This is a genomic window from Polaribacter litoreus (assembly GCF_054584775.1).
This window is the reverse complement of the sequence record NZ_JBTLRD010000051.1, coordinates 1-2,836: the sequence shown is the minus strand read 5'-3', so window position 1 is coordinate 2,836 and position 2,836 is coordinate 1. Positions and strand designations below refer to the sequence as shown.

The following is a 2,836-nucleotide window of genomic DNA, read 5'->3' as shown; positions in this document are numbered from 1 at the left end:
CAGTGTTGTTTTTGGTTTTTCATAAGTGACTATCATTAATTGCTTAATTTTTAGTCAACCTATTTCAGGAAAGTACACCTGAGCAATAAAACATAACGTTGTTGTATAAGAAAAGTTGCGTGGTTTAAGCACTAAACTTAGCAAATAAATCACAGATAGAAAGTCCGCGAGGACTTTCGTAAATTGGCTTTTACCAGCAATTTTTTTTATACGGTGTTAGCAAAAGTATTTATTCACAATTTCCTTTACAATCTTCTGCGTTAACATAATCTTCGTTTGTGAAATTATAAGTATTATATTCTCTACAATCGTCATTATTTACTTGAATTCTTTTTGAAAGACTTGAATTACCTTTTAAGAGTAGTTTTCTTTTATTATCAAATGTAATTAATAAAGAGTCAGAATTAGTTATTATTAAATTTTGAAATTCAAAATTTCTACTTATTTCACTATTTTTATTAATGTTTAAAATATTTTCGCCTTTAAGAGTGCTTAAATGAAAACTACCCCATATATTAATTTTTAATTCGTAATCAGTATTATTCATTATGGTATCTGTAATATCTAGAATACCACTACAGCCTTTGTCAGTACAAGAAGTTAATAAGATTATGCTACTTAAGATTCTAATTATATTAATTTTAGTTTTTTTCATTATTTTATTGATTATTACAAAAATTATAAGTTTCATCTATATTTTCTTTTGTTGGATTGTTTGGATTCATTGATTTAATTTGGTTTCTCCAACCATTAAAAGTATTTATACCTTTCAAAGCATCTTCTAACTGTCTTATAGTAAATCCAGATACATTATCTGTGTAAGATTTAAAGCCAGTTGGACGTCTTAAAGTCTTACCCTCGTCTTTATCATAATATAAATTAGTACTTTTTCTGATACCCGGTCTATCAATTAAATCTTGAACAAAACCAGTATATCCTAATGTTGAATATTGTGGTTCATAACTAGGGTAGACCATCCTTGTTAATTCCCACTGAACTCCTCTAGCCCAAGATTCCGCAAGAATAAGTTTACTAACATTATGATTTACCCGTTGAAAATTCCAATGAGATGCATGTGCTAGTTCGTGAATCGTTGTAGCGTATGTTTGAGAAGATGACCTACCAAAAGTATAAATATAAATACCATCACCTAAACCCCATACTCTTCTAACTCCTAAATGACTACCTAACTTGCCTGCGTCTTGCTTTCTTGATGCTCTAATTCTTGTTTGTGATTTCCAAAAAGTGTTTTTTGGTGGTCTTCTTAATCCTTTTATATCTTTATAATAGTAATGATGAGCGGCTCTAAAAATAGTTCCATAATATTGATGTCTATCACCATTTCTTATTTGCCAATTCCAATCCCCTTTTTTATAAGGACCTCTGTATTGTGCAGATGCCCAAAAACCACTACGTAGAGCAAAATCGTAACGTTCCCAGTCCATTTTATAACGTACACTTCTTCTAAATCTCGCTGCAAAAGCATAACTACCATCTGCTTTTGTTATTGCTGTTCTCCATTTAAACCATCTACCAGCTCTTACTTTTACACCTTCAACGCCTATATAACGCCCTAAAGTTGTATCCCAAAGCGTTATTTTTCCTTTTGGTTGCCACTTGGAAGGACGACAGAACCAGCACCTCTGTAAAGTTGTACTATTTTCTTCTTTCTCTAAATTTCCTGTAATTCTTAATGCTTCTTCTTCTAATATACCTAATATGTTTTTTTCATTTAACTGAGATGTTGATTTTGATAATGTGTTCTCATCTTCAATATCATTATCTTCATTTTCATCATAAGGTATGTAAAGATTTGCTAATATTTCATAAGGTACATTAGGTAGTTCTTTGTCAACTTCTACTGAAGTGTATTGATAAGTTGGCAATTCATCTGGAATTTCTGGGTCTTGATAGAAATCTCCTTCTTCACTTATTTCATAATCCATAGGATGGTCAAAAAGGATAAGTGTAGTATCTCTTTCAATAAGATTTAATTCTTCTTCGTTTACTGGCTTGAATCTGATATATAAATGGGTAGTGGTAATTTCTAAAATCTCACTTGTTCCTTTTCTTTTTGCATATAATTTAGATTGCTTTAAATTATTTAAGGCTTTTTTCATATTCTCAACAGAATATGGGTTTTCTAATTTTTTACCTAAAATCATTTTCTTTAAACCATCTTGTTCATTTAGATTTATAGATTCTTCTACTTGTGTAGTAAAGTCATTTTCGTTTTGACAGGAATAAATTATAATTCCGATCAATGTTAATACTAAAAATTTCAAGGCATTTTTTCTCATAATTATTGTTTTAAAGTTACTAATTTTCTTTTACATTTTTGCTAACGGGGATGTATAAACTAAGAAGCGGAATTAAAACCATTTGCCATTTTATACAAACTCGAATTTGAAAATTCGCAAGATTTTCGCAAAAAGTTAAAATCGTAGCTTTTTATTTTATACGGTGTTGTAAAACGTTTTTAATTTCATTCATTTTGTTAGAACTTCATACCTTTTATACTCCTAAAGAAATAATTCAAATGTCTTTAGGCGCTTTTTAGGCGCTTTTCAAAATTTAGAGAGCGACAATAAGCCAATTACAGAAAATATTCTTTCAAATCATTTACTTGCATTAGGTCATGCACTTCAAATTCAGAATAAGAACCAATTTGGTTGTAAATCCGAATTTTACCAAAATCTAATCGACTTATGTCAAAACGCAATTTCTGTTCAAAATTCAAATTTAAAAGAATGATTTCATTGTATTATCCTGATATAGGTTGACCTTTTTTTAGGTTTAATTTATACCGTTCAAATTATTTTTTTAGCCGTTTAGA

Annotated in this window: 2 protein-coding genes; both read right to left on the bottom strand. The window is 29.5% G+C overall.

The window, feature by feature from the left end; all coding sequences use genetic code 11:
- Nucleotides 1–229: 229 nt before the first annotated feature.
- The gene (locus tag ACW9UN_RS16925) at nucleotides 230–655 is read right to left on the bottom strand and encodes a hypothetical protein (RefSeq protein WP_459487548.1); all 426 of its coding nucleotides are present in this window, start codon (nucleotides 653–655) and stop codon (nucleotides 230–232) included.
- Nucleotides 656–659: 4 nt separating this feature from the next.
- Nucleotides 660–2,300, bottom strand: a complete 1,641-nt coding sequence (locus tag ACW9UN_RS16920) for a hypothetical protein (protein WP_459487547.1) — start codon at nucleotides 2,298–2,300, stop codon at nucleotides 660–662.
- Nucleotides 2,301–2,836: the final 536 nt, after the last annotated feature.